Origin of the sequence: Faecalimicrobium dakarense (assembly GCF_000499525.1) — a bacterium.
Lineage (GTDB): Bacteria > Bacillota > Clostridia > Peptostreptococcales > Peptostreptococcaceae > Faecalimicrobium > Faecalimicrobium dakarense.
The window spans coordinates 1-13,397 of the sequence record NZ_HG529359.1; the positions used below are offsets into that span (position 1 = coordinate 1).

Consider the following 13,397-nt stretch of genomic DNA (forward strand, 5'->3'; position numbering starts at 1 on the left):
TTTTATTTATATAGAATCAACGTTATATTCGTTTTTAATTTTTCATTGTATGTTCCTACAAGTCTATTTAATCCTTCTTTTATATCATACTCGCTTGGTAATACAATTGTCTTCCTAGCGTCTAGCATAAACTTACTTTCTTTACTTACTAAATTATTACTAGATATTTTTTTGTTTACACTACCCTTCATATCCATAAGTAATTTTGATACTTCACCTTTTGTTATGTTTTTTAATACTATATGAGCTTCTTTTTCTGTTAATAGGTTATCATATGTAACTATTTCTAATTCTTCATTAAACAAATCCATAATCATCTTTGTATTATTTTTTACATACTTATCAATTATACGCTTTGGAACATTAATAAAAATAATTCCACCAATTGATACGCAAAGTAAATTTAATATTAAAAATAATATGTTATTATCTATGATTTTTCCAAAATTAGTAGCTACCTGGATAAATATTAATCCTATTAAGGCTCCCATAAGGCCTAATATTAAATTCATAGCACTCATATTTTTTATCTTACTACCGATACCTTCAATTTGAACTTCATTGTCTATAGTATAATTTCTAGCTTTGTATAATTTTATATCCGTCATGTAATCCATAGTAGATACATTTTTTGCAAATCTAGTATATAAACTTATATCAACGGTATTGTCTAAACTTAGTCCGTTTATAAATCCTTCCCCATAGACCTTTATAGCTCTTATTATAGACTTTAATAATGCTTCCTTAGTTGAGTCTCCATTCCACAATGATAATGCATATTCTATACTTCCTGATACTCCTAAAATATGGTCACACTCTACACTTCCATCAATTTCAAAAAAATCTAGCCCTCTTACTTTCCCATCGATAGCTATATTTTTTGCTTGATTATATGTAAAAGCTCCCCTCTTTAATACTTCTTTTGTCTCAACAGCCCTTTGAATAATACCTTCTCTTATTCTATCTTCAAAATCACTTACAGCTTCTTCGTATTTATCACATGGTATTTCTATATTTATAGGTGAGCCATCTTCATTTATATATCTTAGATCACCATAGTTTAAGCATGCATCAACACATCGCTCACCTGTACTATTATATTTACTTTTTAATACTTTAGCCATATATCTTTATCCATCCTTTACTACCTAGATATACTACTAAGCCAGAGTTTTTGCTAGCTCTTCTTCACCCAATATACTAGTTATTCTTACTCCAAAATTTTGGTCTACTATAACTACTTGTCCATAAGCTATTTTCTGACCATTTACGAATATTTCAACCTCTTGATTTTCAAATGTATTTAGCTCTATTAATGAACCCTTTGTTAATTCAAATATATCCTTTAAGTTCATTTTAGTCTTCCCTAAAATTGCAGTAACTTTCAGGGGTATATCTAGTACTCTTCCAAACTTATCATTCATAAATTTTACACATCCTTCTTTATGCCACTTGTTGTAATGCTTTTTTATTTTTTATAAGGCTCGGCTTGCTCTTATAAGCTTTAGACTCCCCAATACCAAGTATTATATTTTAGTATTTAGCTTAATAATATCCCCTATTTGTATATTTACTAATTCATTCACACTATTTTTTGATTTTTCTAATCTCTTCGTCAACATACATTAAAGTAATATGAGTAATAAGTATTAATTAACTTTTATGAAATTATCTTCCTTGAAGGTTATTTATCATCCCCCACATTTCATCTGCTACTTGCATACCTCTACTATTGAATTGAAATGCTCTTTGTGCCATAATCATTTCTGTCATTTCGTTTTGCATATTTATATTAGACATTTCTGTATAGCCTTGCATTATATTAGAATTATTAGATGTTTGTATATTAGCTCCTTTGATGGCTGTAAACAAACTGTCTCCAACTGATATAAAGTCATTATCTCCTGTAGATGTATATATACTTATATTACCAATTTTTTCCTTATTTGAAAATACCTCTCCTAATTTATTTACGCTTAAATCATCTGCTAAGTTTACATTATTGTATCCTCTTCCATTTTTAAATTCTATCTCTAATATATTTCCACTGTCATCTACTAATCTCCCTGCGCTGTCTAAATTAAATTGACCATTTCTTGTATATGCAAAACTTCCATCAGGCCTTATAACTCTAAAAAATCCTTCTCCATCTATAGCCATGTCTGTTTTTATTTCAGTATTTTTAAGGCTTCCTTGTTCAAAATTTCTTATTGCTTGGGAAATCTTAACTCCAGTACCTGTAACAGCATCCTTTGAGTTGTTTGGATAAGATTGTCTATTTAAAGTTTCTGTGTATAAATCTAAAAAACCAGATTCTAATTTTTTATATCCTGTCGTATTAGCATTTGTCATATTATTTGATATAATATCTATTTTACCTTGATTTGCTAACATTCCTGTTTTGCTATTATTCATTATATTATACATATCTTATACCCCTTATCTAACTGAACCTATTTCATTTGCTATTTTATAAAGTATTGAGTCTATACTTTGTACTACCTTTTGATTAGACTCAAATTCTTTAGCTGTCTCCATTAAATCAGCTGTTGCACTTATAGAATCAACATTAGATCCTTCAACATAACCTTGCTTAACATAAAAATTATTAGCTCTAATTGGATTTTCTCCAGAATATAAGTTATCTCCAACTTTTTTTAGATTATTATAATCATTAAAGTCTACAACACTAAAGCTATATTTTTCTACGCCATTTAAAACTACATTGTTATTTGGAGTAACAGCAAATTTATCATTACCTACATTTATTGCTTCTAGGTTTCCAGTTAGCTTATTTACTCCCATTACATTATGACCTGCGTTTGTTACAAGATATCCTTGGCTATTAACTTTAAAAGATCCATCTCTTGTGAAAAATTTTTTCCCACTAAAATCTTGTACTTGGAAGAATCCCTTTCCATCTAAAGCAATATCTGTTTTATTATTTGTAGATACATGTACTCCTTGTTTATAATTTGTTACTGTATCATCTATTTTTACACCAAAACTTAGTCTTCCTAATATTTGATGTGTTGGCATCCCATTTACATAATTATCGTTATTAGATAATATCATTTCATCAAAACTTTTAGATACCAATGTTTCTTCCTTATATCCATTTGTCTTTATATTAGCTAGGTTATTAGTTATAATGCTTTGCCTTGCTTGTAAATTTATCATTGATGACACAGATGAATAAATTCCTCTTAACATAACTTTTCACTCCTCTAGTCTATATACTTTAACTGTTTCATATTATTTCTTAAATTTGCTATTGCTCTACTATGTATTTGAGAAACTCTTGACTCTGAAACTTCAAGTATTATTCCTATTTCCTTTAAATTAAGCTCTTCATAATAATATAAAGATATTACTAATCTGTCTCTTTCTTTCAACATATCTATAGCTTTTGCTAGAAATTCTAGTTGTTCATCTTTTTCTACTAATATACTTGGTGATAGGCTTTCCTTTTCTTTTATTGTATCAATTAACTTAACTTCACTTTCCTCTTCAAATATAGTACTATCTAGTGATGAAGTACTTAAGTTTCCTATCTTCATCTTTATACCATGCACTTCTTGTTTTGATATTTGCATATGCTCTGATATTTCATTTATATTTGGTTCTCTAAAAAATTTATTTTGTAATGTTTCAACTGATTTATTATATTCATTTATTTTCTTTATATATAATCTAGATACTGGCGACTGTTTTCTTATTTCATCTATTATAAAAGATGAAATTCTAATAGATGCATATGTTGAAAATTTAACTCCTCTATTAGCATCAAACTTGCTACTTGCATCTATCAATCCCATGACACCTAAACTTACTAAATCTTCATACTCTATGCCTATCTTGTTTGTATAGTATTTAGATGCTATATGCTTCACAAGAGGCATGTTGTTAATTATAAATTCTTCTTGATTATACAAATTCAATCTGTTAACCCCCTTGCTATATGTTGACTACTCCTTGAGCCTTTATTTGAATATCATTAGGTATTTCATTTAATGATAATATCGTTATATTAGGAAATATCATTTCAACTAACTTTCTAAATGGTGCTCTTATTTTTGGTGATACTACTAATATCGGTCTATTGTTATAAAAATTAATACTATCTGTTAAACTTTGAATACTTGTAAATATTTTATTTGTACTTTCTGGATCTACCGCTGGGTATGTCCCATTAATTGATCTTTGTAAATTATTACCAATCAAATTTTCTACTTCCATAGATAAAGTAGCTACTGTTATAGCATTATTTTCATCTACTAATTCCGCGCAAATACTTCTACTCATTGCTATTCTTACATATTCAGTAAGCAATTCAATATCTTTTGTATTTCTTGAATGATCTGCTAAAGTTTCAAGGATTGTAACTCGATCTTTTATAGCTATTTTCTCTCTTAATAAATTTTGAAATACTTTTTGTACTTCACCTAATGTCATTAAATCAGGTATTAATTCATCTACAACTGCACTATATCTTTCTCTAGTGGCATCAATTATAGTTTTAACTTCTTGTCTACCTATAAGTTCATGAGATTTATCTTTTATTATCTCAAGTAGATGAGTAACTAAAATAGTTGTAGGATCAACAACTGTAAGTCCATATAATTCAGCTTCTTCTGCTTTATCTCTATTTATCCATAGGGCATCTAGTCCAAATGTTGGCTCTTTAGTTTTTATACCATCTATGTCAATGTTCATTCCCATTGGATTCATACAAAGTAGCATATTAGGCATAAGGTCATACGTTACAACTGTATTTCCTTTTATTTTTATACTGTATTGATTTGGGTTTAGTTGAAGGTTATCTCTTATTCTTATTGGTTGAACTACTATCCCCATATCTATTGCGCACTGCCTTCTAACAGACACTATCCTTTGTAATAGGTCTCCTCCGCTACTTTCATCTGCTAATGGAATTAATCCATATCCTATTTCAATCTCAACTGGCTCTACATTTATAAGGGTTGAAACATCTTCTGCCATTTCTATTGTTCCCTCTGTAGTTTGTTCAGAGCTATTTATTTGTTCATATTCTTCTTCTATACTTTTTTCATCTTTATTTAACAAGTAAGCTATAAATATAGCTCCTAGTCCTAATGAGAAGAATGAAAATTTAGGAAGCCCTGGCATAAATCCTAGAACTATTAAAACTGCACCTGTCATGGCTATTGCTTTTGGTATAGATATTAATTGCTTTCCTAATAAATTACCGAAGTTTTCATCACTATCTGCTCTTGTTACTAATATACCTGCCGACGTAGATATTAATAATGCAGGTATTTGACTTACAAGCCCATCTCCTATTGTAAGTCTTATATATGTTTGAACTGATTCTTGAAAACTCATTTCAAGCATAACTACACCAATTACAATACCACCAAGTATATTTATAGTGGTTACTATTATACCTGCTATAGCATCACCTTTAACGAATTTTGATGCACCATCCATTGCTCCATAAAAATCCGCCTCTTGTTGAAGCTCTTTTCTTCTTTTTCTAGCTGTTTTATCATCTAGCATACCTGCATTTAGGTCTGCATCTATACTCATTTGTTTTCCAGGCATCGCATCTAATGTAAATCTTGCTGATACTTCAGATACTCTACTAGAACCATTTGTTATAACAACAAATTGGATTATTACTATTATTAAAAATATAATTATACCTACAACGTAATTGCCGCCTACAACGAATTCTCCAAAGGATTCTATTACATTACCTGCATATCCTTGGCCAAGTATAAGTCTAGTTGACGATATATTTAGACCCAGTCTAAACAATGTAGTTACAAGAAGTATTGTAGGAAATATTGATAATTCTAGTATGTCTGTAGAAAAAAGAGTTAACAATAATATTAGTACAGAAAAACCTATATTAATTGATAACATCACATCTAGTAAAAACGGTGGAAGTGGAATTATTATCATCAATACAATTCCAATAACTCCAAATCCAACTAATATATCAAACCTCTTCTTAAAATTTAACTTATCCATTTAAAACCTCTTTTTTATAACTTCTTATATCTATTTTTATTTTATAAACAGCTACTAATACTTCCGCTACTTCTTGATACATACCTTCAGGTATTTCTTGGTTTACTTCTATTTCTTTATATATAAGTCTAGCTAATGGTTTATTTTCTATAATGGGTATATCATGTTCCTTAGCTATTTCTCTTATTTTAAATGCTATTACATCCGCACCCTTTGCAACTATAATTGGAGTAGTATCTTTGCCTTTTTCATATTTTATAGCAATCGATATATGCGTTGGGTTGGTTACAATAACAGTAGATGAAGGTACTGCTTGCATCATTCTCTGAGCTGACATTTCTCTTTGCTTTTGTTTTATTTTTGATTTTAATTGAGGATTTCCCTCCATTTGTTTAAATTCTTCCTTAACTTCTTGCTTTGTCATTTTCAAGTCTTTTTTATGTGTATATTTCTGATATCCAAAATCAAGTACTGAAATAACAATTGCCGCTAAGCATATATTTTTTAACAGTTGCTTTATAAGCTCCATTACACTAGGCATTAAGTATGGTAAATATATGTCACCAATTTTCATAATCCCCTCAAAGTTTTTTGCCATAAATGAATATCCTATGGTAAAAAGTACTACTATAATTACTATACTTTTTACCATATTTCCCAAAGCTTTCATCGAAAACATATTTTTAAATCCACTTATTGGATTTAGTTTTGATAATTTAGGTTTCAAAGTTTCTCCTGTAAATAATAAACCAGATTGTATAATATGACCTACAACCCCGAATACTATAATTATCAATCCTATTGGCAAGAATATCTTCATAAATGCCAAACCTAAATTAGTAAATAATACTTTAAGCATATTAAAGTCCATATTTGCACTAAAATCCATGCTTAAAAATGTAACTAAAGAATTTTTTATTTCTGATATTATATAATCCGACATGGTGTAAGCTATAAGCAAAATTCCAACTAACGTAAATGCTGTTGTCACTTCCTTACTCTTAGCTACATTTCCTTGTTTTCTTGCATCTTTCTTTTTCTTACCTGTAGGCTCTTCTGTTTTATCTCCAGTAGACAACATAACCGCCATAGGACCTATAAAGCTATTTTTTAATGCTAGAGTTCCATCTAATACGTCTGGTATTTTATTAAATAAATTATGTATTTGACTTAATATAAATGGTAGTGCAATAATGAAAAACATAATCCCTACCAATATTTTTAAAGGCATACCAATAATCATTACATTTAGCTGTGGTACACTCCTTGATATAAGTCCCATTATTAAATCTGCTATAATAAGAGATATTATTATTGGTATAGCTATTTTAAAACCTATGATAAAATACTCTATAAAAACATTTATTACATATGTAAAATTATTACTAAGTATTGATTCTCCTAATGGAACTAACTTAAAACTTTTCTGGATTCCTTCTATTAACATGTGATGACCGTTCATGCTAAAAAATATTATTATACCCATCCAATACATAACGTTCTCAATCAGTGTAGATTGGTCCTTGCTGTTTGGGTCATATATATTTACCATTGATAATCCAAGTTGTTGATCTATCAAACTTCCCCCTACTCTTAAACTATTAAAGCATATACTAGTTATAAATCCTAGCACTAGCCCTGTTACAGTCTCCATTGCCGAATAATTAATCAAATCTATTGTACTTGCTACGTTCACATCTATATTTATAGTAAAAGATATTACAACTGATACAAATAAAGAAAAACCAACTTTGAATATATTTGGTGTACCTGATGGAAATATAACACTTATCGAACTAAAAAATGTTATTAACCTAATAAATACAAGTATCAAATTTACACCTTTTATTTTATTGTTGATATCATATTCATAATCTTTGTTGTAAATTTCATAATTTCATGCAACATCCAATTTCCACCTACTGCTAATGTTAATGCTATAACTATTAGTTTAGGTACAAAAGTCAATGTCTGTTCTTGTATCTGTGTCGTTGCCTGAAATATACTTATAAGTAACCCTACTACTAAAGATAATATAAGTATTGGTCCTCCAACTAACATACTTGTAAATAAAGCTTCTTTTACTATACTCATTACCATATTTTCACTCATAATTATATCTCCTTATTATGAAAAGCTTAAAATTAAAGATTTGATTAATAAATTCCATCCATCTACCATTATGAATAATAAAAGCTTAAACGGTAGAGATATCATAGCAGGTGGAAGCATAAACATTCCCATAGACATTAGCGTACTTGATACTACTAAATCTATAAGTAAAAATGGCAGATAAATTAAAAACCCTATTTGAAATGCTGTTTTTAATTCACTTATTGCAAATGCTGGTACTAAAATGTACAACGGTATGTTCTTTTTTGTTAATTCAGTTTTTTCAATATCTGCACTTTCTACAAATAGTTTTATATCTTCTTCCCTAGTTTGATTTAATAAAAATTTTCTTATCGGTATTTCTGCTTCTTTTATTGCTTCTTCAAACTCAATTTTTTCAGCTATGTACGGTTTTACTGCATTCTCATTTATATTTTTTACAGTGGGAGCCATTATAAATATTGTAAGTGCCATTGCTACTCCAATTAAAATTTGATTTGGAATAGATTGTTGAGCTCCAAGTGCTGATTTTAGAAAAGAAAATGTAATTATTATTCTTACAAAACTAGTCATCATAAATATGACAGTTGGTAAAAACATTAAAAATGTCATCATTATAAAGAGTTTTATTAAAGGAGTAAGTTCCTGTGGATTTGATAAAAGATTACCTAGTGTCTCCATTTTTTTTCTCCTTTAAATGTAGTTTATTTAAGTTTAATTTTTTTATATTAGTTTTATCTATATTAAACTTAAATGCATTAACTTTCTTAATTTCTTCTTTTTTTTGCTCTAGATTATTTATTTCTTCTGTGCTTAAATCTTTAATTTTCTCTATTGATGAAGATGATGACATTATGACACAACCTTCATCTCCTATTTTTAATACAAATACGTCTGTATCTTTGTTTAAGCTTGTTCTTTCTATGATGTTAACATATTTATATATACCTATACGCTCTAGGTTTGATTTACTAATTCTTATAGATACCACTATTAATATAATAATAATCGGTACAAATATACTTAAGTTTATTAAGTACTGTAATATATCATCCATGATGTTTTTACTTTATCTCCTTTGTTTCCTTTATCTCTTTTGCATCCTTTGTATCTTTTTTAACCTTTTGCTCTACAATAAGTATATCAACTCTTCTATTTATAGCTCTATTTTCAGGCGTATCATTTGCTACTAATGGCTTATATTCTCCATATCCTTTAACAGCAAATCTTCTTGGATCAACACTCTTTGATTCAACAAAGTATCTTACAACACTAACAGCTCTTGCAGTTGATAATTCCCAGTTAGACCCATATTGAGCTGTTTTCATAGGTACATTATCTGTATTACCTTCAATCAATACATCATTTTCTGTCCCATTTATTATTGTTGTTATAGCTTCTAATACTCCTTGAGTATCTTCTTTTAACTTCGCTTTTCCTGGGTCAAATAATATAGTCTCATCTAATTGAAGTACTATACCTCTATCTTCTTCTCTTATTTTAATAACATCTGTAAGAGCATTATCATTTATTATTTTATTTAATTTTTCAGATAAGTTTTCATACTCTGTATTTCCACCTTGAACTTTTAAATCTGTAATATTTTCAATTTCCGCAACTTCGACTGATCCTGTTGGTGATAATGAATTTTGCAGAGATTTAGTAAGTTGTTTTAATTTTTCGCTATCTACAGATGAAATTGAATATAGAAGAATGAAAAATGTAAGTAATAATGTTATAGTATCAGCATAGGTTGCAAGCCAACTATCTGGATTTATATCATCGTCAAAACTTTTTTTCTTTCTTCTAGACTGCATTTACGCTCACTCCTTCACTATCAACTTCTCTAGTATAATATTTGCGCTTTTCTTCTACAGTTAAGAATGTTATCATTTTCTCTTCTATTACTCTTGTGCTATCTCCATCTTGAATACTCATTATTCCTGTTAACATCATTTCTCTATACTCTATTTCTTTTTCTCCTTTATTTTGAATATTAAATCCTACTGGATTTAATACTATATTTGCAAGTAAAGCTCCATAAAGTGTAGTTATAAGAGCCACAGACATCCCCCTTGCTATATCATCTGGAGACCCCATATCTGCTAACATTTGAATAAGCCCTATTAGAGTACCTATCATACCAAAGGCTGGGGCGTAAGTTCCCCAAACCTTAAATATTTTTGAGCCTTTGTTATAGCCACCTTCTATTTCTAACATTTCTAATTCTAATATTTCTTTTATTGTATCTGGGTCTAAACCATCTATTACTAACTCTAGACCTTTTCTTAAAAAGCTATCTTCAATTTCGCCTACAGCTTCTTCTATTGATAAAACTCCATCTTTTCTTACTTTTCTTGATAGTTCTTTAAACTGGTCTACTAAGTCTATTTTGTATATATTGTGAGATGTAAAACTCGTTTTTAATATTTTTATTATTTTTTTTAGGTCATCACTGGAGAATGTTATAAGTACTGCTGCAAAAGATCCTCCTATAGTTATAGCTATGGATGCAGGATCGAAAAATATACCAAGTCCTGACTTTCCTTGCATTGCTCCGAATAAAACTAACCCTACAGCTAGAAGTAAACCTATTGGTGTTAGAATATCTTGTTTTTTCATTTTATTCCTCTCTTACTATCTCTTAAGATTTATTATCTCTTGTAATAATTCGTCACTAGTTGTTATTACCTTACTTGCAGCTTGGAAGGCTCTAGTTGTAACTATCATCTCTGTAAATTCTTCAGATAAATCAACATTTGACATTTCTATAGATCCTTGATTTATATGACCAAAAACTTTATTAACAACCGGTGCCCCTGAGTTAGCTGACACTCCATATATATTTCCTCCTAGTAATTCTAGCCCCTCAGCATTTTGGAAGGTTGCTACCCCTACAACTTGTTGTTTAGTTGGGTCTACTGGAGTTCCATCCGGTTTAAGTTCTGGCATTTTTGTTCCGTCTTCTAAAAGATATGAAATTTTTCCGTCTTTAGATATATTAAATGAAAGTACTTTCTTTTTAACACCAGCTGCAGTATCCATCTCTTTAGGTATTTCAATTGCTTTTCCATCTTTATCTAAAACTTTATATCCATCTGCTGTTACTAAGTTTCCATTCATATCTAAGCTAAATGATCCATCTCTTGTATAACCTTTTTGACCTGGAGCTATTTCAACAATAAAGAATCCATCCCCATCTATTGCTAAGTCTGTTGGTCTTCCTGTTGGTTGTAATGACCCTTGTTTCATATTTTTAAAAATTCCACTTACCTTAGCTCCTATACCAACTTGACCTGGGTTAACCCCTCCTATTCCACCGCCTGGAGCACTAGCATATAAAGCTGTTTGATTTAGTGCATCTGTAAATCTTGTTCCCGATTTTTTAAAAGAAGTAGTTCCCACATTTGCAATATTGTTACCAACAACGTCCATTTTTGTTTGGTTAGCTTTCATTCCACTTATTCCTGAATACATTGATCTTAGCATTTTTTATTCTCCCTTTTCTTCTAAATTTGTATTTTTCTCATTTATCTTTTTAAGAGATCCATATTCAAACGATTTTATCTCTCCAGTTTCATCTAATTTCATATCTAAATAAACAACACCGTCTTTGATATGTACGCCTTCAACATTTCCTGTATGAGTTTTCGGAGTATCTCCAACTTCATCTCCATCTTCAATTGGTGCATAAACCTCTACATTTTTTCCTATTAAAGATGTTGCTGTACTTAAGGCTGAATTTACAAGCAGTCCATTTTGCATTCCTATAAGGTACTCCATTCCATCATTAACAGACATCATCTCATCTAGTATAGTAAATTGCGCTAACTGTGTCACATACTGAGTAGGATCTTGCTGATTCATTGGATCAGGATTTGACATTTGAGCCGATAGCAGTTTAAAAAACATATTTTTATCATTTTCTTGTCCTGGCATAATTATTGGTGTTCCATTTTCAGTTTTATCATAAGATTTACTCTTAACTGGGTTTATTGCTTTACCCTGAGCTATTGTATTGTCCATACTCACACCTCTAAATTAATATATTTATATTATCCTCATCTATCTTATCTTCTTTTGTAGTCTCTATTTCCTTAACTGAAGCTGTTTCATATTTATTTCTTCTCTTTTTGTTTTCTTGATTTTTTCTACTAAATTCTTGATTTAAGTTATCAGAGAAAAATTTATCATTATTACTTTTTATATCTACAGTTACATCTTTGATCTTTATATTTGCATCAGTCAAATGTTTAACTATATCATGAGTATTTTTATGTAATAATTCAAATACATCATCTTTACTTATAGTAATCAATACTTTTGTCTCTTCTGGGCTTTTTACAAGCTTTATTGTCATGTCTCCCAATTCTCTTGGGCTTATTTTTATATTTATTTCTTCCATATTATTTGACTTTAAATATTTAATAGCTTTGATAACATCTTCACTTATGAATTCTTGCCTTATATTACTTACTGGCATTTCACTTAAGTTTGTATCTTTCGCTATATTTAGGTTAGAAGAATGTAAGTTACTACTTGGTACAATAAAACTATTCTTATCACCTTTATCTAAAATATTTTCTAAGGTTTTTAAATCTTCATCATTAGAATTAGAATCTATGCTACTTTTTAATATATTTTTTTTATTATATAAACTACTAACTTCAAATTGGTCATATGCTTCAAGCTTATATAATTCTGCCTTCACATCTAAACCCATACTTTCATTATTTGATTTTCCAGTAAGATTTTTGTTTTTTGTATCCAAAGTAGTGTCTAGTTCTTTTAAACTTTCTTTTATTAAATTAAATTGTTTATGTTTTTCTTGTAAACTTTTTACATCTATAGAAAAGTTTTTATCTGATTTAACTTCATCTAATAATTTATTTAATTTATCTAATACCTCAATCTCTTTACCTGAAAGTTTTGTAAAAGTATCATTATTTTTTATAATCTCTTCTAATTTTAAAGATATATTATCTTTTGTTTTTATAAACTCTTCAAAATCTATAATTTTTAAATTAATTAGCATACCTTGAAGTAGTTCATAATTAATTGAATCTTTATCTTCTTCGTCTATTTTTAAATTTAAATCTTCATCTAAACTTAGGCCTTGTCCTAATTCTAAATCTTGTTTTAAATTTATTGAGCTATTAAAAATATCTTGAAATACTAAACTAATTTTATTAGTATCTTGCAAATTACTCGTATTTTGGAAGGTATTTAAAATTTCTGTTGATATATTTAAATTCATATTAACCACCCTT

General features: G+C 28.9%; 15 protein-coding genes. All 15 read right to left on the bottom strand.

Features of this window, described 5'->3' with window-relative positions; genetic code table 11:
- Positions 1 to 2: 2 nt before the first annotated feature.
- The gene (locus BN899_RS10965) at positions 3 to 1,124 is read right to left on the bottom strand and encodes a hypothetical protein (protein ID WP_042275335.1); all 1,122 of its coding nucleotides are present in this window, start codon (positions 1,122 to 1,124) and stop codon (positions 3 to 5) included.
- A gap of 36 nt (positions 1,125 to 1,160) precedes the next feature.
- Positions 1,161 to 1,424 (bottom strand): FliM/FliN family flagellar motor switch protein, encoded by a 264-nt coding sequence (locus tag BN899_RS10970; RefSeq protein WP_052356819.1) that lies wholly within the window; start codon positions 1,422 to 1,424, stop codon positions 1,161 to 1,163.
- Positions 1,425 to 1,668: 244 nt separating this feature from the next.
- Positions 1,669 to 2,427, bottom strand: a complete 759-nt coding sequence (locus BN899_RS10975) for a flagellar hook-basal body complex protein (protein ID WP_042275337.1) — start codon at positions 2,425 to 2,427, stop codon at positions 1,669 to 1,671.
- Positions 2,428 to 2,439: 12 nt separating this feature from the next.
- Positions 2,440 to 3,213: a flagellar hook-basal body complex protein gene (locus tag BN899_RS10980; protein ID WP_042275338.1), complete on the bottom strand. Its 774-nt coding sequence runs from the start codon at positions 3,211 to 3,213 to the stop codon at positions 2,440 to 2,442.
- A 14-nt stretch (positions 3,214 to 3,227) separates the two neighbouring features.
- Entirely contained in the window at positions 3,228 to 3,941 is a 714-nt protein-coding gene (locus tag BN899_RS10985; protein ID WP_081712240.1) for a sigma-70 family RNA polymerase sigma factor, read from the bottom strand.
- A gap of 16 nt (positions 3,942 to 3,957) precedes the next feature.
- Positions 3,958 to 6,015, bottom strand: coding sequence for a flagellar biosynthesis protein FlhA (flhA, locus tag BN899_RS10990; RefSeq protein ID WP_042275339.1), 2,058 nt, complete (start codon positions 6,013 to 6,015; stop codon positions 3,958 to 3,960).
- Complete coding sequence (locus tag BN899_RS10995) at positions 6,008 to 7,849, bottom strand: fused FliR family export protein/FlhB family type III secretion system protein (protein ID WP_042275340.1); 1,842 nt, start codon at positions 7,847 to 7,849, stop codon at positions 6,008 to 6,010. Before BN899_RS10995 ends, flhA begins: the two co-directional genes overlap by 8 nt.
- 11 nt (positions 7,850 to 7,860) lie before the next feature.
- Positions 7,861 to 8,127: a flagellar biosynthesis protein FliQ gene (gene fliQ / locus BN899_RS11000; RefSeq protein ID WP_042275341.1), complete on the bottom strand. Its 267-nt coding sequence runs from the start codon at positions 8,125 to 8,127 to the stop codon at positions 7,861 to 7,863.
- Between the two features lie 15 nt (positions 8,128 to 8,142).
- A complete protein-coding gene (gene fliP, locus BN899_RS11005; protein ID WP_042275343.1) occupies positions 8,143 to 8,808 on the bottom strand; it encodes a flagellar type III secretion system pore protein FliP in 666 nt (221 codons plus the stop codon).
- Positions 8,792 to 9,184, bottom strand: coding sequence for a hypothetical protein (locus tag BN899_RS11010; protein ID WP_052356820.1), 393 nt, complete (start codon positions 9,182 to 9,184; stop codon positions 8,792 to 8,794). The genes fliP and BN899_RS11010 overlap by 17 nt, the downstream gene beginning before the upstream one ends.
- 7 nt (positions 9,185 to 9,191) lie before the next feature.
- On the bottom strand, positions 9,192 to 9,944 hold the full coding sequence (locus BN899_RS11015; protein ID WP_042275345.1) for an OmpA family protein: 753 nt from the start codon (positions 9,942 to 9,944) through the stop codon (positions 9,192 to 9,194).
- A complete protein-coding gene (locus BN899_RS11020; RefSeq protein ID WP_042275347.1) occupies positions 9,934 to 10,749 on the bottom strand; it encodes a motility protein A in 816 nt (271 codons plus the stop codon). The genes BN899_RS11015 and BN899_RS11020 overlap by 11 nt, the downstream gene beginning before the upstream one ends.
- Positions 10,750 to 10,764: 15 nt before the next feature.
- Positions 10,765 to 11,616 carry a flagellar hook-basal body complex protein gene (locus BN899_RS11025; protein ID WP_042275349.1) on the bottom strand — a complete coding sequence of 284 codons (852 nt, stop codon included), beginning with the start codon at positions 11,614 to 11,616 and terminating at the stop codon, positions 10,765 to 10,767.
- Between the two features lie 3 nt (positions 11,617 to 11,619).
- Positions 11,620 to 12,153, bottom strand: a complete 534-nt coding sequence (locus BN899_RS11030; RefSeq protein WP_042275350.1) for a flagellar hook assembly protein FlgD — start codon at positions 12,151 to 12,153, stop codon at positions 11,620 to 11,622.
- A 10-nt stretch (positions 12,154 to 12,163) separates the two neighbouring features.
- Positions 12,164 to 13,384, bottom strand: a complete 1,221-nt coding sequence (locus BN899_RS11035) for a flagellar hook-length control protein FliK (protein WP_042275351.1) — start codon at positions 13,382 to 13,384, stop codon at positions 12,164 to 12,166.
- Between the last annotated feature and the right edge of the window lie 13 nt (positions 13,385 to 13,397).